The 20402-nt window shown below is 69.1% G+C and carries 20 protein-coding genes; 18 read left to right on the top strand and 2 right to left on the bottom strand.

Annotated elements, in window-relative coordinates:
- Positions 1-178: 178 nt before the first annotated feature.
- Positions 179-754 (top strand): hypothetical protein, encoded by a 576-nt coding sequence (locus tag IG99_RS05855; RefSeq protein WP_037670520.1) that lies wholly within the window; start codon positions 179-181, stop codon positions 752-754.
- A 38-nt stretch (positions 755-792) separates the two neighbouring features.
- Here the strand turns inward: IG99_RS05855 and IG99_RS05860 are convergent, their stop codons facing one another.
- Positions 793-1098 (bottom strand): ferredoxin, encoded by a 306-nt coding sequence (locus IG99_RS05860; RefSeq protein ID WP_037670522.1) that lies wholly within the window; start codon positions 1096-1098, stop codon positions 793-795.
- 407 nt (positions 1099-1505) lie between these two features.
- Between IG99_RS05860 and arc the strand changes: the two genes are divergently transcribed.
- From arc to prcA, 6 genes are all read left to right on the top strand, one after another.
- Positions 1506-3272, top strand: a complete 1767-nt coding sequence (gene arc / locus IG99_RS05865; protein WP_037670524.1) for a proteasome ATPase — start codon at positions 1506-1508, stop codon at positions 3270-3272.
- Positions 3273-3508: 236 nt separating this feature from the next.
- Complete coding sequence (dop, locus tag IG99_RS05870) at positions 3509-5020, top strand: depupylase/deamidase Dop (protein ID WP_394297975.1); 1512 nt, start codon at positions 3509-3511, stop codon at positions 5018-5020.
- 187 nt (positions 5021-5207) lie between these two features.
- Positions 5208-5426 (top strand): ubiquitin-like protein Pup, encoded by a 219-nt coding sequence (locus IG99_RS05875; protein WP_037670528.1) that lies wholly within the window; start codon positions 5208-5210, stop codon positions 5424-5426.
- Between the two features lie 48 nt (positions 5427-5474).
- A complete protein-coding gene (locus IG99_RS45075) occupies positions 5475-6080 on the top strand; it encodes an endonuclease VII domain-containing protein (RefSeq protein WP_037670530.1) in 606 nt (201 codons plus the stop codon).
- Positions 6032-6877 carry a proteasome subunit beta gene (prcB, locus tag IG99_RS05885; RefSeq protein WP_037670532.1) on the top strand — a complete coding sequence of 282 codons (846 nt, stop codon included), beginning with the start codon at positions 6032-6034 and terminating at the stop codon, positions 6875-6877. Before IG99_RS45075 ends, prcB begins: the two co-directional genes overlap by 49 nt.
- A 60-nt stretch (positions 6878-6937) precedes the next feature.
- Positions 6938-7699: a proteasome subunit alpha gene (gene prcA, locus IG99_RS05890; protein ID WP_037670534.1), complete on the top strand. Its 762-nt coding sequence runs from the start codon at positions 6938-6940 to the stop codon at positions 7697-7699.
- Between the two features lie 105 nt (positions 7700-7804).
- On the opposite strand, the gene IG99_RS05895 is transcribed toward prcA, so the two are convergent.
- The gene (locus IG99_RS05895; protein ID WP_037670536.1) at positions 7805-8821 is read right to left on the bottom strand and encodes a LacI family DNA-binding transcriptional regulator; all 1017 of its coding nucleotides are present in this window, start codon (positions 8819-8821) and stop codon (positions 7805-7807) included.
- 121 nt (positions 8822-8942) lie between these two features.
- Here IG99_RS05895 and IG99_RS05900 point away from each other — a divergent pair, with 121 nt between their 5' ends.
- The 11 genes from IG99_RS05900 (at position 8943) to IG99_RS05950 (ending at position 20332) form a co-directional block, all read left to right on the top strand.
- Positions 8943-10202 (top strand): MFS transporter, encoded by a 1260-nt coding sequence (locus IG99_RS05900; protein ID WP_037670538.1) that lies wholly within the window; start codon positions 8943-8945, stop codon positions 10200-10202.
- A 9-nt stretch (positions 10203-10211) separates the two neighbouring features.
- Complete coding sequence (gene pafA / locus IG99_RS05905) at positions 10212-11573, top strand: Pup--protein ligase (protein ID WP_037670540.1); 1362 nt, start codon at positions 10212-10214, stop codon at positions 11571-11573.
- 129 nt (positions 11574-11702) lie between these two features.
- Positions 11703-12707 (top strand): FKBP-type peptidyl-prolyl cis-trans isomerase, encoded by a 1005-nt coding sequence (locus IG99_RS05910; RefSeq protein ID WP_037670542.1) that lies wholly within the window; start codon positions 11703-11705, stop codon positions 12705-12707.
- A gap of 60 nt (positions 12708-12767) precedes the next feature.
- Entirely contained in the window at positions 12768-13139 is a 372-nt protein-coding gene (locus IG99_RS05915; RefSeq protein WP_030053355.1) for an FKBP-type peptidyl-prolyl cis-trans isomerase, read from the top strand.
- Between the two features lie 130 nt (positions 13140-13269).
- On the top strand, positions 13270-14247 hold the full coding sequence (locus tag IG99_RS05920; RefSeq protein WP_037670545.1) for a helix-turn-helix transcriptional regulator: 978 nt from the start codon (positions 13270-13272) through the stop codon (positions 14245-14247).
- 18 nt (positions 14248-14265) lie between these two features.
- Positions 14266-15330: a helix-turn-helix transcriptional regulator gene (locus tag IG99_RS05925; RefSeq protein ID WP_037670547.1), complete on the top strand. Its 1065-nt coding sequence runs from the start codon at positions 14266-14268 to the stop codon at positions 15328-15330.
- The gene (locus IG99_RS05930) at positions 15327-15614 is read left to right on the top strand and encodes a hypothetical protein (RefSeq protein ID WP_037670549.1); all 288 of its coding nucleotides are present in this window, start codon (positions 15327-15329) and stop codon (positions 15612-15614) included. The genes IG99_RS05925 and IG99_RS05930 overlap by 4 nt, the downstream gene beginning before the upstream one ends.
- Positions 15615-15634: 20 nt before the next feature.
- Positions 15635-15829, top strand: coding sequence for a hypothetical protein (locus tag IG99_RS05935; RefSeq protein ID WP_037670551.1), 195 nt, complete (start codon positions 15635-15637; stop codon positions 15827-15829).
- A gap of 258 nt (positions 15830-16087) precedes the next feature.
- Entirely contained in the window at positions 16088-16375 is a 288-nt protein-coding gene (tatA, locus tag IG99_RS05940; RefSeq protein ID WP_037670553.1) for a Sec-independent protein translocase subunit TatA, read from the top strand.
- Positions 16376-16422: 47 nt separating this feature from the next.
- Entirely contained in the window at positions 16423-17367 is a 945-nt protein-coding gene (tatC, locus tag IG99_RS05945) for a twin-arginine translocase subunit TatC (protein ID WP_078947548.1), read from the top strand.
- Positions 17368-17473: 106 nt separating this feature from the next.
- On the top strand, positions 17474-20332 hold the full coding sequence (locus IG99_RS05950) for a DEAD/DEAH box helicase (RefSeq protein ID WP_037670557.1): 2859 nt from the start codon (positions 17474-17476) through the stop codon (positions 20330-20332).
- Positions 20333-20402: the final 70 nt, after the last annotated feature.

Below are 20402 nucleotides of genomic sequence, written 5' to 3' on the forward strand. Positions count from 1 at the left end.
TCCCGCAACATTGAGGGGAACTCCACCACGGCGGCTTTTCGTTGACGTCCGATGAGATATCGGGCGCCGGCCCCACTCCAGTGCGCGCCCGGCCTCGTACCCCGCCGTTCCCTCCCGGTGTGACGTGTGGCACCATGCTGGCCATCCACCGGCACAGCCCCCACGGGAGACGCTCCTAGTGCAGCAATCCGCCGTCCCGGAACTCGCACACACCCACACGCGCCCGATCCACTGGCTCGCCACCGCGACGGCTCTCGCCGGTGTCGTAGCCCTCTCCTCACTCCTCCAGCCCGGGGCGGCGACCGCCGCCCAGGCCTCCGGCCCAGAATCGAAGACCGCCCCCGCGGCCGCGCCCCCGGCCACCACCGGCGTCGACTTCCCCCTCCGGTGCGGACCGGTGAAGGCCGTCGTGCAGAGGACGGCCAGCGGAGACCTCGACGGAGACGGCCGACCCGAGACCGTGGCCGTCGTCCACTGCGACGCGCCCATGGGCACCCCGCCCGACGCCGTCTACGTCCTCACTCGGGCCGAGGACGCCGCGCAGCCGCGCGTGGTCGCCACTCTCGTCGACACCAAGGCCCGTCAGACCGTCACCACCGTCGCCGTCCGCGACGGGGCCGTCCTCGCCTCATACCTCGGCTACTCCACGCCCGACGTGCCGAGTTGCTGCCCCGACGTCAAGGGCGACGCGAAGTGGCAGTGGAAGAACGGCGCGTTCCTGCGTTCCACGCCGGCGGGGGCGCACAGCGTCTGAGTGCCGCGCGGGCGAGGTGATGCGCCGTGTCCGGACGCTCACTCCGCGTCCGGACCGTACACCTCCACCTTGTCCGAAACCCGACGCACATGGATGCACTCCCCGGGGCACTCCCGCGCCGAGTCCACGACATCCGTCAGCAGCGGCAGCGGCACCCGTGTCGTGGCGCCCGCGTCCTGCAGCAGCGCCTCGTCCGCGCCCTTCACATAGGCCAGCCCGTCGATGTCCAGCTCGAACACCTCGGGCGCGTACTGGGCACAGATGCCGTCGCCGGTGCACAGGTCCTGGTCGATCCAGACCTCGAGCGCGTCGCCGCCGACTTCTGCCTCCTGCTGCACGGTCATGTCTGTCTTGCTCTCCTGGGGCCGGGTACGGAACGCCTCGACCCTACCTCCGGCCACGCACGAAACCGTGTGCGGTGGGTGCCCACCCGCTCCGGTCCGTGACCGCCCCGGAAGGCCGAGAACACGTCCAGCCGCCCGGTACCCCGCGCGGATCGCGCCACACCCGCACGACAGCAGCCCCTCGCCGGGCCCTCGGACAACTCACGCTCCCTTCGAAGACTTTGACCCCTGCGACGTTGGAACACTCGGCTTCTGAATCCCGTTGAGTGGGTATCCACACGGCACGAGGGAGAGCACAGGGTGACCGACGACACACCTTGACAGTCTTTGTGATCTAGGGGTTTCAATCGACACCCACCCAGGTAGGGTCTGGAAGCGTCCAGCTCCCCTTGGAGGAGGTGAGGACCGTGGCAGCCCACGACGACGACATGAACCGCGGCATCCGCCCGGGACGCGGGTCCGACGACCCGGCCGGGCAGATTGCCTACCTTGAGCAGGAGATCGCCGTCCTGCGACGTAAGCTCGCCGACTCTCCGCGACACACGAGGATTCTCGAAGAGCGGATCGTCGAGCTGCAGACCAACCTGGCCGGCGTGTCCGCCCAGAACGAGCGACTCGCCAACACACTGCGTGAGGCCCGCGACCAGATCGTGGCCCTCAAGGAAGAGGTCGACCGGCTCGCCCAGCCGCCGGCCGGCTTCGGTGTCTTCCTCGTGGCGAACGAGGACGGCACGGCCGACATCTTCACCGGGGGCCGCAAGCTCCGGGTGAACGTCAGCCCCAGCGTCGAGCTCGAGGAGCTCCGGCGCGGCCAGGAAGTCATGCTCAACGAAGCGCTCAACGTGGTCGAGGCCATGGAATTCGAGCGCGTCGGGGACATCGTCACCCTCAAGGAAATCCTCGAGGACGGCGAGCGCGCCCTGGTGCTCGGGCACACCGACGAGGAACGGGTGGTGCGGCTCGCCGAGCCGCTGCTGGACGTCACCATCCGTCCCGGCGACGCCCTCCTGCTCGAACCCAGGTCCGGCTACGTCTACGAGGTCGTACCGAAGAGCGAGGTCGAGGAACTCGTCCTCGAAGAGGTCCCCGACATCGGGTACGAGCAGATCGGCGGTCTCGGCGGCCAGATCGAGGCCATCCGCGACGCGGTCGAGCTGCCGTACCTCTACCCGGACCTCTTCAAGGAGCACGAGCTGCGTCCCCCCAAGGGCGTCCTGCTCTACGGACCGCCCGGATGCGGCAAGACGCTCATCGCCAAGGCCGTCGCCAACTCGCTGGCCAAGAAGGTCGCCGAGGTCACCGGCCAGGCCGCCGGCAAGAGCTTCTTCCTCAACATCAAGGGCCCCGAGCTCCTGAACAAGTACGTCGGCGAGACCGAGCGGCAGATCCGCCTCGTCTTCCAGCGTGCTCGTGAGAAGGCCAGCGAGGGCACCCCCGTCATCGTCTTCTTCGACGAGATGGAGTCCCTCTTCCGCACCCGCGGCTCCGGTGTCAGCTCGGACGTCGAGAACACGATCGTCCCGCAGCTGCTCGCCGAGATCGACGGTGTGGAAGGCCTGCAGAACGTGGTCGTGATCGGTGCCTCCAACCGCGAGGACATGATCGACCCCGCCATCCTGCGCCCCGGCCGGCTCGACGTGAAGATCAAGATCGAGCGTCCGGACGCCGAAGCGGCCAAGGACATCTTCGGCAAGTACCTCACCGAGCGCCTCCCGCTCCACGCGGACGACCTCGGCGAGCACGGCAGCGACAAGACCACCACCGTCCAGAGCATGATCCAGACGGCCGTGGAACACATGTACGCGGAATCCGAGGAAAACCGCTTCCTGGAGGTCACCTACGCCAATGGTGACAAGGAAGTCCTTTACTTCAAGGACTTCAATTCCGGCGCCATGATCGAGAACATCGTGGGCCGGGCCAAGAAGATGGCCATCAAGGACTTCCTCGAGAAGAATCAGAAGGGTCTGCGCGTCTCCCATCTCCTCCAGGCCTGCGTGGACGAGTTCAAGGAGAACGAGGACCTGCCGAACACCACCAACCCGGACGACTGGGCCCGTATCTCCGGAAAGAAGGGCGAGCGGATTGTTTACATCCGCACCCTCATCACCGGAAAGCAGGGCGCGGACACCGGACGCTCCATCGACACGGTGGCGAACACGGGGCAGTACCTGTAAAAGACAGGGCGGCTGCGGGTGCCCCACCGGGTACCCGCAGTCGGCTGTTTTTGCAGGCGGACGCTCGTGACCCAGAGGATGACGCAAATGATCTCCACACCAGCGCAATGGCGTTCTAGGCTCTTCGGTACCGCCGAGTCGCGCAGTGCGGGGACGGGCACCGCACACGCACCGGAGCGCCGGCGGTACTTGAGCGGTGTCCCCGACCGAGGACGCCGCCGGGCAAGGAGGGCCGCATGACCGTACGGCGAGTAATGGGCATCGAGACGGAGTACGGGATCTCCGTCCCCGGTCACCCCAACGCCAATGCCATGCTCACCTCGTCCCAGATCGTCAACGCCTACGCGGCGGCGATGCACCGGGCCCGCCGGGCCCGCTGGGACTTCGAGGAGGAGAACCCGCTGCGGGACGCGCGAGGCTTCGACCTCGCCCGCGAGGCCGCCGACGCCAGCCAGCTCACCGACGAGGACATCGGCCTCGCCAACGTCATCCTGACCAACGGCGCACGCCTCTACGTCGACCACGCACACCCCGAGTACAGCGCCCCCGAGGTCACCAATCCGAGGGACGCCGTCCTCTGGGACAAGGCCGGCGAGCGGATCATGGCCGAAGCCGCCGAACGAGCGGCCCAGCTACCCGGCGCACAGCCGATCCACCTCTACAAGAACAACACCGACAACAAGGGCGCCTCCTACGGGATGCACGAGAACTACCTGATGAAGCGGGAAACCGCTTTCTCGGACATCGTGCGCCACCTCACGCCCTTCTTCGTCTCACGGCAGGTCTTCGCCGGCGCCGGTCGCGTGGGCATCGGCCAGGACGGCCACGAACACGGCTTCCAGCTGAGCCAGCGCGCCGACTACTTCGAGGTCGAGGTGGGCCTCGAGACCACGCTCAAGCGCCCCATCATCAACACGCGCGACGAGCCGCACGCCGACGCCGAGAAGTACCGCCGTCTGCACGTCATCATCGGCGACGCGAACCTCTCGGAGATCTCCACCTACCTCAAGCTCGGCACCACGGCCCTGGTCCTGTCGATGATCGAGGACGGCTTCATCGCCGTCGACCTCGCCGTCGACCAGCCCGTACGCACCCTCCACCAGGTCTCCCACGACCCGTCGCTCAAGCGCCTGGTCACCCTGCGCAGCGGCCGCACACTGACCGCGGTACAGCTCCAGATGGAGTACTACGAGCTGTCCCGCAAGTACGTCGAGGAACGGTTCGGCGCGGACGTCGACGAGCAGACCAAGGACGTCCTGGCCCGCTGGGAGGACACCCTGAACCGGCTGGAGCGCGACCCGATGAGTCTCGCCGGCGAGCTGGACTGGGTCGCCAAGCGGGAACTCATGGAGGGCTACCGGCGCCGTGACGGCCTCGACTGGGACGCGGCGAGGCTCCACCTCGTCGACCTCCAGTACGCCGACGTACGGCCCGAGAAGGGCCTCTACAACCGTCTCGTGGCCCGCGGGCGCATGAAGCGCCTGCTGACCGACGCGGACGTCGAACGGGCGATGACGAAGCCACCCGAGGACACGCGCGCGTACTTCCGCGGCCGCTGCCTGGAGCAGTACGCCGACGACGTCGCGGCCGCGTCCTGGGACTCGGTGATCTTCGACCTGCCCGGCCGGGACAGCCTGCAGCGGGTGCCAACCCTGGAACCGCTACGCGGAACGCGAAATCACGTCAAGGAGCTCCTCGATCGCTGCCGCACGGCAGAAGACCTGGTCAGGGTGTTGTCCGGGAGCTGAGCGGCTTCCGGAGGGCACCGGGCGGGCAGGGTGGAAACCCCGCCGCCAGGGAATCATCGAAGTGGTCCCCGTACGTTGTGGCAACTACGGGGCCGATGTCGGACCCGGCTTGTAGGGTCTGATCATCACCGATCGGCAGGAAAGCCGACCTGTCGAGCATGTCGGGCAACTGAGCGGGGTGAGGGTTATGGCGACCAAGGACACCGGCGGCGGCCAGCAGAAGGCGACGCGTTCCACGGAGGAGGTCGAGGAGCAGACCGCGGACGCGCAGGCTTCCGAGGACCTCAAGGAGCGCCAGGAGAAGCTGAGCGACGACGTGGACTCGGTTCTTGACGAGATTGACGATGTACTCGAGGAGAACGCAGAGGACTTCGTGCGCTCCTTCGTGCAAAAGGGCGGCGAGTAAAGGCGTGAAAGCCACTTCGCCTTCGAAGTGAAGGTAACGGGGGGTGGAGTGGTGGACGAGCCGAATGCCAAGGAATGCACGGGCTGCAAGCGGAGCCTCGCTCCGGATGCATTCGCGCGGGACAGCAATCGGGTCGATGGCCTCCAGGTGCGCTGCCGGGAGTGCGTGGCGGAGTGCAGCGCCGCGCACTACCGGCGCCGCCGGGCGGCCGTGGGTAAGTCAGTGCGCGAGAAGGTGGAGGTCCCGGCAGGACACAAGCTCTGCCGGACGTGCGGCGAAGTGAAGCCGCGTGCTGAGTGGCATCGCAATGCGGCGGCGTCCGACGGCTTGTCGACGCGCCGCAAGGCCTGCCGAGCCGTCCGAGGACGACAGGACCACGTGAAGCGCCAGTACGGCATCACCGAAGCCGAGCGTGACGAGTTGATCGCCTCTCAACGAGGCGTCTGCTGCATATGTTTGTCGGCCCCCGCCGCACATGTGGATCACTGCCACAAGACGGGTAGGGTCCGTGGCGTACTGTGCTTCAGCTGCAATGCCGCACTGGGGCAGTTCAAGGATCGGCCCGATGCCATAAGGCGGGCTGCTGCTTACGTGGAAGGAATCGCGTGGAAGCCAACACTCGTAGCACCGGGCGTCTACCAGCTGCCTTCCTGACGCCAGGATCCTCGTCCTTCATGGACTTCCTCTCCGTGCACCAGCCGGAGATCCTGCCCGGGAACCGGCAGTTGCCGCCCACCCAGGGTGTGATCGAGGCGCCGCACGGCACCACGATCGTGGCCGTGACCTTCCCCGGGGGCGTGGTGCTCGCCGGTGACCGCCGGGCCACCATGGGCAACGTCATCGCGCAGCGTGACATCGAGAAGGTCTTCCCGGCGGACGAGTACTCGGCGGTGGGCATCGCCGGTACCGCGGGCCTCGCCGTGGAGATGGTGAAGCTGTTCCAGCTGGAGCTGGAGCACTTCGAGAAGGTCGAGGGGGCCCAGCTGTCCCTGGAGGGCAAGGCGAACCGCCTGTCGACCATGATCCGCTCCAACCTGGGCATGGCCATGCAGGGCCTCGCCGTGGTCCCGCTGTTCGCGGGGTTCGACGTGGACCGCGACAGGGGTCGCATCTTCTCCTACGACGTGACGGGCGGCCGCTCCGAGGAGCAGGGCTACGCGGCCACGGGCTCCGGCTCGATCTTCGCGCGCGGCGCCATGAAGAAGCTCTTCCGTGACGACCTGAGCGAGGCCGAGGCCACGACGCTCGTGGTGCAGGCGCTCTATGACGCGGCAGACGACGACTCGGCGACCGGTGGTCCCGATGTCGCCCGCCGGATCTACCCGATCGTCACCGTGATCACCGATGACGGCTTCCGCCGGCTCACCGAGGACGAGTCCTCCGAGATCGCCCGCTCGATCCTGGCGCGGCGCCTCGAGCAGCCGGACGGCCCGCGGGCCGCGCTGCTGTAGCCGGCCGGTCTGTCTTGCCAAGGTGATCCAGTGACATCCACAGAAAGGGACGGATAACCGGTGTCGACGCCGTTCTATGTCTCACCCCAGCAGGCGATGGCCGACCGTGCGGAGTACGCCCGCAAGGGCATCGCCCGTGGCCGCAGCCTGGTCGTGCTGCAGTACGCCGACGGCATCGTGTTCGTCGGCGAGAACCCGTCCCGCGCGCTGCACAAGTTCAGCGAGATCTACGACCGGATCGGCTTCGCGGCCGCCGGCAAGTACAACGAGTACGAGAACCTGCGGATCGGCGGCGTGCGCTACGCCGACCTGCGCGGTTACACCTACGACCGGGACGACGTGACCGCCCGCGGTCTCGCCAACGTCTACGCCCAGACGCTGGGCACGATCTTCTCCTCGGCCGGTGAGAAGCCGTACGAGGTGGAGCTGGTGGTGGCCGAGGTCGGCGAGACGCCGGACGGTGACCAGATCTACCGGCTGCCGCACGACGGTTCGATCGTGGACGAGCACGGCTCGGTCGCGGTCGGCGGCAACGCCGAGCAGATCAGCAGCTACCTGGATCAGCGTCACCAGGACGGCATGACGCTCGCGGAGGCGCTGAAGCTGGCCGTCCAGGCGCTGTCCCGCGAGCCGAACGGCGGCGAGCGGGAGATCCCCGCCGAGCGCCTGGAGGTCGCGGTCCTCGACCGCACGCGTCCGCAGCAGCGGAAGTTCAAGCGCATCGTCGGCCGCCAGCTGGCCCGCTTGCTGGAGGCCGGCGGTGCGGCGACGGAGGCGGAGAGCTCCGACGAGAACTCCGAGGACAGCTCCGACGAGGAGTAGGCCCGCCGCGCGCCCGTCCCTTCCTGCGCCCCGGCCGATGTCCCGGCTGGGGCGCAGGGGTGTCTCGGGGTGTTCTCGCGCCCTCGGCCCAGCGCCCGCGTGGCCTCAGGAGGCCCTGGGTGGGGCCGTGGAGGCCCGTAGGGCGAGGGTGACGGGGATGTCGCCCTGTTCGGGGGTGCGGGAGTCCAGGACGGCCAGGAGGGCGTGCATGCCGCGTTCGCCGAAGAGTTCCGCGTCGAGGCGGACGGTGGTGAGTTCGGGGTCGAGGGCGGTGGCGAGGGCGAGGTCGTCGACGCCGGTGACGGAGATGTCTTCCGGGATGCGCAGGCGGAGGCGTCGGACGGCCTTGTAGGCGCCGGCCGCGAGTTTGTCGTCGTCGCAGACCAGCGCGGTGGGTCGGGGGCCGGGGGCGGTGAGGGCGGTCTCGGTGGCGGTGCGGGCGTCGTCTATGGAGATGGGGGCGTACGCGGTCCGCAGGGTGGTTCCCGGTACGGCCGCGAGGCGTGTCGCGAGCTCCCGCGCGCGTACCTCGAAGGTCCAGGAGGCCACGTCGGCCGCGAGGTGCAGGAAGCGGCGGTGGCCGAGGCCCAGCAGGTGGTCGGCGACCTGTCGCGCGCCGTCGGCGATGTCGAGGTTGACGGTGGCCGCGCCGAGGCTGCCCTCCGGGTCGCTGTCGAGCATCACGAGGGGGAGCTGGTCGCCGCGGATGGCGGTGAGGGCGTCGGCGGCCATCGAGGAGGCGATGACGCCGTCCAGGGCGGCCTGGGCGGAGGCGAAGGGGTCCCGCGCGGGGCCGATGCCCTCGGGGGAGGGGTAGAGGACCACGCCGAAGCCGTGCTCGGCGGCCACGCGCGCGGCGCCCGTGTAGACGCCGGCGAAGAACTCCGTCGTCAGGGCCGGGACGACGAGCAGCACCGTCCGGGTGTGGCCGAGGCGGAGGTTGCGGGCGGCCAGGTTGGGCCGGTAGCCGAGCTCACGGGCGGCTTCCCGGACCCGCTGGGCCGTGGGCTCCGAGACCCGCCCGCGCCACTTGTCGCCGAGGACCAGGGAGACGGCGGCCTGGGAGACCCCCGCGGCATGGGCCACGTCCCGGCTGGTCGGGCGGGTACTACCTCGTGCCACCGTGGGCCTGCGCTTTCGTATGGACTGGCGGACAGCGGACATGGTACGTATGACGACCGGAAGTTATACGTAACACTTGAGGTGGGTGCAGAGCCTCGGGTGAGCCGACGGAGGGCAGCGCATGGCCGCGGGGTACCTGGAGATCCTCAGGACGAAGCACGCCGTGCGGCTGCTCACGGGAACGCTCGTGGGCCGGCTGCCCAACGCGGTCGCCCCCATCGCGATCGTCCTGTTCGTACGCGCGGAGGGCGGCACCTACAGCCTCGCGGGGGCGTTCGCGGCTGTCTACGGCGTCGCCAATGCCGTGGGCCAGCCGGTCCTCGGGCGCCTCGTCGACCTGTACGGGCAGCCACGCGTCCAGCTGCCCGCCGCCGTCGCGTCGGCGCTGGCGACGGCCGTGTTCGCCTTCTCGGGCACGGACCCGCTGCCCCTCGCCTACGCCGCGATGGTGGCCGCCGGCCTGTTCACGCCGCCCCTGGAGGGCGGGTTGCGGGCGCTGTGGCCCGCGGTCCTGCGCAGGGAGGACCAGATCCACACGGCGTACGCCCTGGACGCGGTGGCCCAGGAGGTCATGTTCACCGTGGGACCGCTGCTGGTGACCCTGTGCGTGTCGCTGTGGTCGGCGCAGGCCGCGGTGCTCGTGCTGAACGTCGTCGGGGTGCTCGGGGCGCTCAGCGTGGTCGTCTCGCCGCCCTCGCGCGCGTGGCGCTCGGCCCCGCGCGAGGCGCACTGGCTCGGGGCGCTGCGGTCGCCCGGCCTGCTGGCGCTCCTTGCCTCGTTCCTGTTCGTGGGGATCGCCATGGGCTCCATCGCGGTCGCCGCCGCGGCGTACGCGGACCAGAACGGCGGCGACGTCGTGTACGGCTGGCTGATGGCCGCTCTGGGGCTCGGCGCGCTGGCGGGCGGCACCGTGTACGGCGCACGGCCGTGGCAGGGCGTGCCGGAGCGGCGGCTACGGGTGCTGGTAGCCCTTCTGGCGGTGTGTTACCTGCCGCTGGCGTCGACGCCCGGCGCGGTGGCCATGACGGCGCTGGCGGCGCTCTCCGGGGTGTTCCTGGCGCCCTGCATCGCCTGTGCGTTCCTGATCGTGGACCGACACGCTCCGCGTGGAACGGTCACCGAGGCGTTCTCCTGGCTCGTGACGACGTTCACCGTGGGCGCGTCGGCAGGAACGGGCCTGGCCGGTCCCGTCGTCCAGGCCGGTGGCGCGCTGTGGGGGTTCGCGCTGCCGGGCGCGGCGGGGGCCGTGTCATTGCTGGTGTTGCTGGCCACGGGGCGGGTACTCGCAGCTCCCGCCGGGGGTGCGGTGGTTGCGGCTTCATCGGAAAATGATCCAAACCGTGCTGCCGAACCCCGTTTCAGTTCAGGGGATCGGGCGTAATGTTCAGTCATGGACCGCCGCATTTTCGGGCTGGAGAACGAGTACGGCGTCACGTGCACGTTCAGGGGACAGCGCCGCCTGTCTCCTGACGAGGTGGCGCGGTACCTCTTCCGCCGTGTCGTGTCATGGGGCCGCAGCAGTAACGTCTTTCTGCGAAATGGCGCCCGCCTTTATCTCGACGTGGGCTCACATCCGGAATACGCGACACCCGAGTGTGACAACGTGACCGAGCTGGTCACCCACGACAAGGCCGGCGAGCGCATTCTCGAGGGACTCCTGGTGGACGCCGAACGACGCCTGCACGAGGAGGGAATCGCGGGCGACGTCTACCTCTTCAAGAACAACACGGACTCGGCGGGCAACTCTTATGGTTGCCACGAGAACTATCTGGTGGCGCGGCACGGGGAGTTCTCCCGGCTCGCGGACATCCTGATTCCGTTCCTGGTCACGAGGCAACTGCTCTGCGGGGCCGGGAAAGTCCTGCAGACCCCGCGTGGTGCCGTGTACTGCGTGAGCCAGCGGGCCGAGCACATCTGGGAGGGCGTCTCCTCGGCGACGACCCGTTCCCGGCCGATCATCAACACGCGCGACGAGCCGCACGCGGACGCCGAGCGCTACCGCCGCCTGCACGTGATCGTGGGCGACTCGAACATGTCCGAGACGACCATGCTGCTGAAGGTCGGCGCGACCGACCTGGTGCTGCGCATGATCGAGGCGGGCACGGTGATGCGTGACCTCACCCTGGAGAACCCCATCCGGGCGATCCGCGAGGTCAGCCACGACATCACGGGCCGCCGCAAGGTGCGCCTGGCCAGTGGCCGGGAGGCCTCGGCGCTCGAGGTGCAGCGGGAGTACTACGAGAAGGCCGTGGACTTCTGCGAGCGCCGCGGTATCCGCACCGGCACGGTGGAGCAGGTGCTGGAGCTGTGGGGCCGCACGCTGGACTCGATCGAGTCCGAGGACCTCGACCGCATCGGTACCGAGATCGACTGGGTGATGAAGTACAAGCTCATCGAGCGCTACCGGGCCAAGCACAACATGACCATGTCGCATCCGCGGGTGGCGCAGATAGACCTCGCCTACCACGACATCCACCGTCGTCGTGGCCTGTACTACCTGCTGGAGAAGAAGGGGCAAGCGACCCGGATCTGCAACGACTTGAAGATCTTCGAGGGCAAGTCGGTGCCGCCGCAGACCACTCGGGCGCGCCTGCGTGGTGACTTCATCCGCAGGGCGCAGGAACAGCGCCGTGACTTCACGGTCGACTGGGTCCACCTCAAGCTGAACGACCAGGCTCAGCGCACGGTGTTGTGCAAGGACCCGTTCCGTTCGGTCGACGACCGCGTGGAGAAGCTCATCGCCGGAATGTGAGCGAACACGTTCCGCAAGAACTGTCGGAACGCAACACGGGCGCCGTACGTTTCCCGTACGGCGCCCTTCTCACGCCGTAGAGTTGCGCGCACGCCATCAGCAAGATCGACCGATTACGAGGCTTTCACCGTGCGCCGACGCTCACTCATCCTTGCCGCCGTTCCCGCTGGGCTGGTCACGCTCGCCGGATGCGGCGACGACAAGTCCGACTCGAGCAAGGCCAGCGACAGCGCGTCGCCGTCCGCGGCGGAGACCTCGGCCGCGCCACCGCCGAAGATCGTCGACGGTCCACTGCCGGCCATCACGGCGGGCACGAAGCTGAACGAGAAGCCGGCCGTGGCCAAGGGCAGCGGTGAGCCCTCGGACCAGCTCGCGGTGAAGACGGTGATCGCGGGCAACGGCCAGACGGTCGCGGAGAACGACTACATCCAGGCGAACTACCTGGGCCAGATCTGGTCCAGCGGGAAGGTCTTCGACAACTCCTACGACCGTAAGACGCCGCTGCTCATCCAGCTGGCCGCGGGCAGCATCATCGACGGCTGGCGCTATGCCCTCACCGGCAAGAAGGTGGGCAGCCGCGTCGAGTTCTCGGTGCCGCCGACCTGGGGATACGGCAAGAACGGCAACGCGCAGGCGGGGATCAAGGGCACCGACACGCTGGTGTTCGTGGTGGACCTCCAGGGCACCTTCAACGCCAAGAGCTCGGCGAAGGGCTCCGACGTCGCGCAGAACGACGCGAAGGTGCCCAAGGTCGGCACGAACACCGACGGCAAGGCGCCCTCCATCGAGGTGCCCAAGGCGGACCCGCCGAAGAAGCTCGTGGCGGACTACGTCATCGAGGGCGACGGCGACGAGGTGAAGGCGGACAGCACGGTCCTGGTGCAGTACAAGGGCGTGCTGTGGGACAACGGCAAGGAGTTCGACTCCACGTACAGCCGCAAGGCGCTGACGTCGTTCTCGTTGCAGCAGGTCGTCAAGGGGTGGGCGCAGGGGCTGACCGGCAAGAAGGTCGGCAGCCGGGTCCTCATCGTCGTCCCGCCGGACCTGGGCTACGGCGACAACCCGCCGGCCGGCAGTGGCATCAGCAAGGACTCGACGCTGGTCTTCAGCGTGGACATCCTCGCCAAGATGTGATCGCCCGGAGGTGTAAGACTGTGGGCGTTGCCTTTTCGCACAGAAGCAGGAGCTGAAGACGTGAGCATCGACAAGCCCGAGATCGACTTCCCGGGTGGCGAGCCCCCGGCGGACCTCGAGATCAAGGACATCTGGGAGGGCGACGGCGCGGTGGCGCAGGCGGGTCAGACCGTCACCGTCCACTACGTGGGTGTCGCCTTCAGCACGGGCGAGGAGTTCGACGCCAGCTGGAACCGTGGCACTCCGTTCCGCTTCCCGCTGGGCGGCGGCCGTGTCATCAAGGGCTGGGACCAGGGCGTGCAGGGCATGAAGGTCGGCGGCCGCCGCCAGCTGACCATCCCGGCCCACCTCGCCTACGGCAACCAGAGCCCGACCCCGGCGATCAAGCCCGGCGAGACGCTGATCTTCGTCGTGGACCTGCTCGGAGTCTGATCGTCCTACGACCGGACCCGATCACCTGGGGCCCATGCCTGCCCGGGCGTGGGCCCTCGGCTTTTGTCTGGATACCGCGGAGCGGTACGGTCGTCGCTCGTAGGCACCATAGGGAAGGCGAAGGGCGTCGATGGCCATTGCCAAGGCAGAGCGGCTGATGAACCTGGCGCTGTGTCTGCTGGGGACCCGGCGGCCGCTGAGCAAGCGTGAGCTGCGCGATTCCATCGAGGCTTACGTCGAGGCCTTCGGACCGGGGAACGGCGCCTCGGGCAGTGACGACTCCTTCAACCGGATGTTCGAGCGGGACAAGGACGACCTGCGCGAGCTGGGTCTGGTCATCGAGACCGTGGAGAACCTGGACGGCGAGGTCGGCTACCTGGCCCGCCGGGACAGCAACCGCCTGCCGCCCATCATCCTCGACGCCGAGGAGGCCGCCGCCCTCGGCCTGGCCGCCAAGGTGTGGCAGCAGGCCCGGCTGGCCGGTGCCGCCAGCGGCGCCCTGCAGAAGCTGCGCGCGGCGGGGCTGCCCGAGGACGTCGACCCCTATGAGGCGCACGGCGCGCTGGAGCCCCGTATCCCGGTGCACGAGGCCGCCTTCGAACCGCTGATGCTGGCCTGCCGCGACCGGCGGCCCGTCGTCTTCGACTACCGCAAGGCCACCGCCGCCCACCCCGAGTCCCGCCAGGTGGAGCCGTGGGCGCTGGAGTGCTGGCGCGGCCACTGGTATCTGGCGGGCTGGGACCGCGACCGGGGTGCCGAGCGGGTGTTCCGGCTCTCCCGGATCACCGGCAGGGTGCGCTCGCGGGGCGCCCGGTTCACCGCCCCGGTGCCCGACGTCGTCACCGTCCGTGAGACCGTCGCCCGCTGGGCGGGGGAGAGCGCCGACCGCAGCGCGCTGATCCGGCTGCGTTCGGGCGCCGGTTACCCCCTTCGGGCGAAGGCCGTCTCGGTGCGGGAACTCGGCGACGGCTGGGACGAGTTGGAGATTCCGTACGGGCACGGCCTGGACGCCTGGCTGGTGGAGTTCGGGCCGGACGTGGTGGTCCTGGAGCCGGCGGAGCTGCGGGCGGACGTCGTGGACCGGCTGCAGGCCGTGGCCAAGGGCTGAGGGGGAGCGGACAAGACAGTGGCAGGCAAACCGGTCAGGCCCGCGAACGCCATCGACCAGACCCGGCGGATGCTCTCCCTGGTGACCTACCTCAGGGAGCGCCCCGGAGCCCGGATCGAGGACGTCGCGCGCGCCTTCGGGATCACCGAGGACGAACTGGTCTCGGATCTCGACGTGCTGCCCATGTGCGGCACCAGCTTCCGCGGCGGCGATCTGCTCGACATCGACACCGACGGCGAGCGCATCTGGTGGCACAACCCGGCGGCCCTGGCAGCCGAGGCCGCCGAGCCGCTGCGGCTGGCCGCCGACGAGGCGACCGCGCTGCTGGTGGCGGCCCGGGCCGTGTCGACCCTGCCGGGGTTGCGCGAGAGCGACCGGCAGGCCCTGCTGCGGGCCACCGCCAAGGTGGAGGCGGCCGCAGGTGAGGCGGCGGGCGCCAGCGCACGTCTGTCGGTGACCTTCGAGTCCGAGGGCGGTGTCTTCGCCGACGTCGACCGGGCGATCTCCGAGCGCCGCCGGCTGTGGATCCGCTACTACTCACCCGCCCGCGACGAGGTCACCGAGCGCGAGATCGACCCGATCCGCCTGGTCAGCGTCGGCCACACCTATGTGGAGGGCTGGTGCTATCGCTCCGAGGCGCGCCGCACCTTCCGTCTCGACCGGGTCGCCGAGATCAAGGTCCTCGACGAGCCGTCCGCACCGCCGGAGATCGAACTGCGGGACCTGTCGGAGGCGCTGGTGCAGCCCGCCGCCGAGGACCCCGAGGTGGTCGTCGAGGTCGGCCCGGGCGGGCGCTGGGTGGCGGAGTACTACCCGCACGACAGCGCGGATGAGCTTTCCGACGGCGGGCTGCGTATCACTCTGCGCACCCCCGACCCCGCGTCGCTCAGACGGCTGGCGCTGCGGCTCGGGCGCGACGGCCGGATCGTCTCGCCGCAGGACCTGGCCGACAGTGCCCGCCGGGCCGCCCGCGAGGCGCTCGCGGCCTACGACGGGGTCGAGGCACAGGAGGCGTATCCGGGCCGTGAGGGGCTCGGTGACCAGCACGACGGGCAGTTCGACAGGCAGGAGCAGGGGCTTTGAGCGAGTCGGCGTCGTCCGGGGTGGGCATGTCGGTGGCCTCCGCCTTCGCGGGGATGCAGAGCGTGGCCCCCGTGGTGTTCCGGGCCGGCTGCCCGGAATGCCGGGGCCGCTTCGAGCTCGCCGCGAGCGCACTGCGCCTGGCCATCGGCGCCACGAGCCGCACCACCTTCTACTCCTTCACCTGCCCCGCCTGCGGTGCCTCGGTCCGCAAGCCGGCCGGGGAGCGGGTCGTGGAGTTGCTGACCGGTGGCGGGGTACGCACCCTGCGGCTGCACACCCCGTAGCAGGGTCTAGGCTCGGCGTCATGTTCTGGCCGATGTTCGCGGTTGCTGTGGGTTTCCTGGGTCTCGCCGTGCTCGGTGTGCTCGCGGTGCGGGTCTTCGTTGAGGCCCAGCGGCTGGGGCGGCAGGTGACCGATTCCGCGCGGCGTATCAGCAGGGCGGCGGAGGAGCTGGAACGGGCGTCCGCCAGTGCCGCCCGCGCTGTCGATTCCCTGTGACACGGACGTCGTCGGCTGTGAGTCCCGTGATCCACGCGTTTTGGGCCACTTCGACCTGTCAACTTGACGCCCTCGCCAGGTACGCTGCTGGTCGCGGCACGGAAAACGAGGCCCGTTCCGCTGACCGGGAGTACGCACGGGGATTGCCTCACGTTTACCCCTGAGCGTTACGATCGCTGCCAACACGATCGTTCGGACATGTGTCCGACCGGTCGGACAGCACCCCACCCAGCCGCCTCGGTGAGAAGGTAAAGACTTATGTTCGGAAGGCTCGGCGCCCCCGAGATCATTCTCATCCTCGTCGTCATCATCCTGCTGTTCGGCGCGAAGAAGCTTCCCGACATGGCTCGCTCGCTCGGCAAGTCCGCGCGCATCCTCAAGAGCGAGGCCAAGGCGATGAAGGACGAGGGCAACAACTCCTCCACCCCGGCCGGTCCGCCCAACGATGGCGAGCAGCCCCCGGCTCAGCGCACCATCCAGTCCGCGCCCGGCGATGTGACCAGCTCCCGCCCGGTCAGCGAGCCGACGGACACGACCAAGCGCTGACGCAGGGCCGGTGACCTCCGGCCCGCTGCACGAGATGGGAACGTGGGTTGCTGAAGTCTGCCCGCAAGCAGGAGAGGGACCCCGAGGGGCGGATGCCCCTCGGCGATCACCTTCGTGAGCTGCGCAACCGGCTTGTGAAGGCTGTCCTCGCGATCGTCGTCATCACGATCGTGGCCGCCTTCTTCTACAAGGACATCATCGAGTTCTTCACGAACCCGATCTTGGACGCGGTGGGGTGCAAGTCGACCTTCTCCGAGCTGGCGCAGCAACGGAGCGGTACCTGCGCCCGTATCGTCCTGAACGGCCTGCTCACCCCCTTCACACTCGCCCTCAAGGTCTCCCTGATGGCCGGTGTGATCTTCGCGTCGCCTGTCTGGCTCTACCAGCTCTGGGCGTTCGTCGCTCCCGGGCTGCACAAGCACGAGAGGAAGTACGCCTACGCGTTCGTCGGCACGGGCGTACCGCTGTTCCTCGGCGGTGGATTCTTCGCGTACAAGACGCTGCCCACCATGGCGAAGGTGCTCCTCGAGTTCTCGCCCGCCGATCTCGACAACCAGCTGCCGCTGGACGACCTGCTGGACCTCGTCGTCCGTATGGTGCTCGTCTTCGGTCTCTCCTTCGAGCTGCCGCTGCTGCTCGTCATGCTCAACCTGACCGGTGTGCTGTCCGGCAAGCGGATGCTCGGCTGGTGGCGGGGCATGATCATGGGTATCACCGTCTTCGCGGCCGTGGCCACACCCAGCACCGATCCGCTGACCATGCTGGCGCTGGCCGGGCCGATCTGGGTCCTGTACTTCTGCGCGACAGCTTTCTCCCTGATGAACGACAACCGCCGCCGCCGCCGCGAGGCCGAGGGACCTGACGACGACGAGGCCTCCGAACTGGACCTCACGCCCGAGGACATCGGCGAGGTCGAGGCCGTCCCCGCCAGCCGGGCGCTGCCCGAGCAGGCGAGCACGGACCGGGTCAACGGCTACGACGACGTGACCTGACACCGGCGCTCGAGGAGCGTGCCGGGGCCCACAAGTGCCCGGCGCGCCCCCGGTGTAGCGCCGTGAGCTGCGTGAACTGCAGGTTTCACAGCCATCGATCCGGATAATGATCGTCCTGTTGTCAGTGCGGCCCGGTACGCTCGAAAGCACGATGACAGAGGACCTCTCACCGGCCGAGCGGTACGCGGCAGCACGTAGGCGCGCTGTCGAGCAGGCCACCGCGCTCGCGTCCTTCCGCGAGATGTACGACTTCGGTCTCGACCCCTTCCAGATCGAGGCCTGCCAGGCACTCGAGGCCGGCAAGGGCGTGCTGGTGGCCGCCCCCACCGGTTCCGGCAAGACGATCGTGGGCGAGTTCGCCGTCCACCTCGCCCTCCAGCAGGGCAAGAAGTGCTTCTACACGACACCGATCAAGGCGCTGTCGAACCAGAAGTACGCCGACTTGTGCCGCCGTTACGGCAGTGCGAAGGTCGGTCTGCTCACCGGCGACAACAGCGTCAACTCCGACGCCCCGGTGGTCGTGATGACCACCGAGGTGCTGCGGAACATGCTCTACGCGGGCTCGCAGACTCTGATCGGCCTCGGGTACGTGGTCATGGACGAGGTGCACTACCTCTCCGACCGCTTCCGAGGCGCGGTCTGGGAAGAGGTGATCATCCACCTTCCCGAGTCCGTGACACTGGTGTCGCTGTCGGCGACCGTGTCGAACGCCGAGGAGTTCGGCGACTGGCTCGACACCGTCCGCGGCGACACCGAGGTGATCGTCTCGGAGCACCGGCCGGTGCCGCTGTTCCAGCACGTCCTGGCCGGGCGCCGGATGTACGACCTGTTCGAGGAGGGCGAGGGGCACAGAAAGGCCGTCAACCCCGACCTCGCGCGCCTGGCCCGCATGGAGGCCAGCCGACCGTCGTACCAGGACCGCCGACGCGGCCGCGCCATGCGCGAGGCCGACCGCGAGCGTGAGCGCAGGCAGCGCTCACGCGTGTGGACGCCGAGCCGGCCCGAGGTCATCGAACGGCTCGACGCCGAGGGCCTGCTGCCCGCCATCACCTTCATCTTCAGCCGCGCCGCCTGCCAGGCCGCCGTCGAACAGTGCCTGTACGCGGGCCTGCGGCTCAACGACGACGAGGCCCGGGAGAAGGTGCGCGCGCTCGTCGAGGAGCGCACTGCCTCCATCCCGGCCGAGGACCTGCACGTCCTCGGCTACTACGAGTGGCTGGAGGGTCTGGAGCGAGGCATCGCCGCCCACCACGCGGGCATGCTGCCGACGTTCAAGGAGGTCGTCGAGGAACTCTTCGTACGCGGCCTGGTCAAGGCGGTGTTCGCCACCGAGACCCTCGCCCTGGGCATCAACATGCCCGCCCGCTCGGTGGTGCTGGAGAAGCTCGTCAAGTGGAACGGCGAACAGCACGCCGACATCACCCCCGGCGAGTACACCCAGTTGACCGGGCGTGCCGGGCGGCGCGGCATCGACGTCGAGGGCCACGCCGTGGTGCTGTGGCAGCGCGGGATGAACCCCGACCACCTCGCCGGGCTCGCCGGTACGCGCACGTATCCGCTGCGCTCCAGCTTCAAGCCGTCGTACAACATGGCGGTCAACCTGGTCGAGCAGTTCGGCCGGCACCGTTCGCGCGAGCTGCTCGAAACGTCCTTCGCGCAGTTCCAGGCCGACAAGTCGGTGGTCGGGATCTCCCGGCAGGTGCAGCGCAACGAGGAGGGGCTGGAAGGCTACAAGGCCTCCATGACCTGCCACCTCGGCGACTTCGACGAGTACGCGCGACTGCGTCGTGACCTCAAGGACCGCGAGACCGAGCTGGCCCGGCAGGGCGCGTCGCAGCGGCGCGCGGAGGCGGCCGTGGCGCTGGAGAAGCTGAAGCCGGGCGATGTCATCCACGTCCCGACGGGCAAGTACGCCGGTCTGGCGCTGGTGTTGGACCCGGGGCTGCCCGCCGGCCGCTCCAACGGCCACCGCGGGTTCGAGCAGCACGACGGGCCCCGCCCGCTGGTGCTGACCGCCGAGCGGCAGGTCAAGCGGCTCGCGTCGATGGACTTCCCGGTGCCGGTCGAGCCGTTGGAGCGGATGCGGATCCCGAAGTCGTTCAACCCCCGTTCCCCGCAGTCCCGTCGGGACCTCGCCTCCGCGCTGCGTACCAAGGCGGGGCACATTCCGCCGGAGCGGGCCCGCAAGTCGCGGTCGCAGGCCGCCGACGACCGGGAGATCGCCCGGCTGCGCACGGCGATCCGGGCGCATCCCTGCCACGGGTGCGGCGACCGTGAGGACCACGCGCGGTGGGCCGAGCGCTACCACCGGCTGCTGCGGGACACCTCGCAGCTGGAGCGGCGCATCGAGGGGCGCACGAACACCATCGCCCGGACCTTCGACCGGATCGTGGCGTTGCTGACCGAGCTGGACTATCTGCGCGCCGACGAGGTCACCGAGCACGGGAAGCGGCTCGCGCGGCTGTACGGCGAGCTCGATCTGCTGGCCAGTGAGTGTTTGCGGGCCGGTGTCTGGGAGGGGCTCGCGCCCGCCGAACTCGCCGCGTGCGTCTCCGCGTTGGTGTACGAGGCGCGGGTCGGGGACGACGCGATGGCACCGAAGCTGCCGTCCGGCAAGGCGAAGGCGGCGCTGGGGGAGATGGTGCGCATCTGGGGGCGGCTGGACGCGCTGGAGGAGGACTTCCGGATCAGCCAGACGGAGGGAGTCGGGCAGCGCGAGCCCGATCTCGGGTTCGCCTGGGCCGCGTACATGTGGGCGTCCGGGAAGGGCCTCGACGAGGTGCTGCGGGAGGCGGAGATGCCCGCGGGCGACTTCGTGCGGTGGTGCAAGCAGGTGATCGACGTGCTGGGGCAGATCTCTGCGGCGGCGCCTGTCTCCGCGGAGAGCTCGACCGTGGCGAAGGCTGCGCGCAAGGCTGTTGATCAGTTGCTGCGGGGAGTTGTGGCCTACTCGTCCGTGGGGTGATCTCCCCCAGGGGGTCGCACCGAAGCCGCTCACCCATCCGGGTGGGCGGCTTTCGTATGCCCGTTTTCTG

This window comes from Streptomyces griseus subsp. griseus (assembly GCF_000720255.1).
GTDB classification, from domain to species: domain Bacteria; phylum Actinomycetota; class Actinomycetes; order Streptomycetales; family Streptomycetaceae; genus Streptomyces; species Streptomyces griseus_I.

Coding starts and splice junctions, on each gene's coding strand:
- IG99_RS05860 (WP_037670522.1), bottom strand. CDS start 1,098: ATGACCGTGCAGCAGGAGGCAGAAGTCGGCGGCGACGCGCTCGAGGTC.
- dop (WP_394297975.1), top strand. CDS start 3,509: ATGACCGTACGGCGAGTAATGGGCATCGAGACGGAGTACGGGATCTCC.
- IG99_RS05875 (WP_037670528.1), top strand. CDS start 5,208: ATGGCGACCAAGGACACCGGCGGCGGCCAGCAGAAGGCGACGCGTTCC.
- IG99_RS05900 (WP_037670538.1), top strand. CDS start 8,943: ATGGCCGCGGGGTACCTGGAGATCCTCAGGACGAAGCACGCCGTGCGG.
- pafA (WP_037670540.1), top strand. CDS start 10,212: ATGGACCGCCGCATTTTCGGGCTGGAGAACGAGTACGGCGTCACGTGC.
- IG99_RS05920 (WP_037670545.1), top strand. CDS start 13,270: ATGGCCATTGCCAAGGCAGAGCGGCTGATGAACCTGGCGCTGTGTCTG.
- IG99_RS05935 (WP_037670551.1), top strand. CDS start 15,635: ATGTTCTGGCCGATGTTCGCGGTTGCTGTGGGTTTCCTGGGTCTCGCC.
- tatA (WP_037670553.1), top strand. CDS start 16,088: ATGTTCGGAAGGCTCGGCGCCCCCGAGATCATTCTCATCCTCGTCGTC.
- IG99_RS05950 (WP_037670557.1), top strand. CDS start 17,474: ATGATCGTCCTGTTGTCAGTGCGGCCCGGTACGCTCGAAAGCACGATG.